A 1,774-nucleotide genomic window follows, 5' to 3' on the forward strand; every position below is an offset into this window, starting at 1 on the left:
CCATTAATTGTATCATCATAATGATCGGTGCTGATAAAATTTGGGATTGCAGCTCCTACATACCAATTACTTGTGTAGTAATAAAGTCCTGCTCCAATGGTTGGTAAAAACTTATTGATATTAGACTTTAACTTGTTGTCATTTACATTTCTAATAAGTCCTTTACTCCAGTCAATCTTCAAATTACGCCCTCCTAGTTTTAACCCAAAAGATAGATTTCCGTCTTCACTAGTACGAATAGTGTACGATCCGTTAATATCTAAATAAAGTTCGTTTGAAGGCCCTATTCTATCGTTGGTTAAATTGATTCCTAAACCAACCCCGCTATAGCCTAAAGGTGTGTCATAACTTAATGTTTGACTGTCAGGAGCGCCATCGATTCCTACCCATTGGGTACGCCCTAATAAATTTATGATTGAATGTCCGCTTGACCCTGCATAAGCAGGGTTTACGGTCATCGTATTGTACATATACTGTGTATATTGTGGATCTTGTTGTGCATTAATTCCGCTGATTATACATAGAATTAATAATATTGAATATCTAATTTTCATATCGTTTTTTTTTATCTATTAATGTATAACCAACCTGCTTTTGCTTTTGAACCATCGCCTAAATCAATAACATAATAATAGGTTCCTGCTGGTAATTTTTCATCAACAACTAGCGTTGTTCTTCCGTTTGAAATCCCTTTAAATGAAACACTTTCATTATTATATCCTGAAGCTTTGTAAACCGTATTTCCCCATCTATTGAAAATCTCTACCGTATTATTTGCATATTCTGGCTTATCAATACAAGAAATAAAGAAACTATCATTTTCCCCATCGTTATCAGGTGTCATAATATTATAAGGCGTTCCGCAAGGATTTGCTTCTGGTACAACTACGATGGTTACTGTTGCTGTTTGACAGTTTGGCGTTGATGCGTTATCACAAACGGTATATTCAAAAGTATCTGTTCCACTAAAATCAGTATCGGGAACGTAGGTTACAACGTCATCACTTGGATCGTTTGGCGTGTTATTTGGATCTGTAATTTCAACTGTTCCATTGGTTGGTGTCGTTGTCGAAATTGTTCCTGATGTTGGAATATCGCTATCATTTTCAAAAATGTCAACAACCACTGGCGTATCTATTTCTGTTGCTGCTGGATCATCCTTAATTATATCTCCAATTTTTATGGTTACTGTTGCTGTTTGACAGTTTGGCGTTGATGCGTTATCACAAACTGTATATTCAAAAGTATCTGTTCCACTAAAATCAGTATCGGGAACGTAGGTTACAACGTCATCACTTGGATCGTTTGGTGTGTTATTTGGATCTGTAACTTCAACTGTTCCATTGGTTGGTGTCGTTGTCGAAATTGTTCCTGATGTTGGAATATCGCTATCATTTTCAAAAATATCAACAACCACTGGCGTATCTATTTCTGTTGCTGCTGTATCTACTTCTGTATATTCTACTTTTACCATTGCAGTATCTGATAAGCCTGTGCTTATTTCCGTTAAGGTATAAACTACATCTGTTGGTGTTTGCGTAAAGCCTGCGTCTGGATTAAATGTTAAAATCCCTGTTACTGGATCTACTGTCCAAGTTCCTTCGTTTGGTACTACTAAAGTATTTTGAACGCCTACTGTTGTTGGGTCTAAATCGATAGTTACCTGTGTTGCTGGATCTGTTATTGAACTTCCATCACTTAATTTATCATTGTCTAATACATCTATTGTTGCATCATCGCCTGGTGTATTTCCTGTTGATGTATCATCTGTTGC

2 protein-coding genes are annotated in these 1,774 nt (G+C 36.3%); both read right to left on the reverse strand.

Features of this window, described 5'->3' with window-relative positions; translation table 11 throughout:
- The coding region (locus AQ1689_RS08070; RefSeq protein WP_145993743.1) for a PorP/SprF family type IX secretion system membrane protein at positions 1–554 on the reverse strand (554 nt) is incomplete at its 3' end.
- 11 nt (positions 555–565) lie between these two features.
- Positions 566–1,774, reverse strand: a 1,209-nt coding sequence (locus tag AQ1689_RS08075) for a T9SS type B sorting domain-containing protein (RefSeq protein WP_145993744.1), incomplete at its 5' end; no start/stop codon positions are given.

It is taken from the genome of Tenacibaculum finnmarkense, from assembly GCF_900239185.1.
In the GTDB taxonomy this organism is placed as follows: domain Bacteria; phylum Bacteroidota; class Bacteroidia; order Flavobacteriales; family Flavobacteriaceae; genus Polaribacter; species Polaribacter finnmarkensis.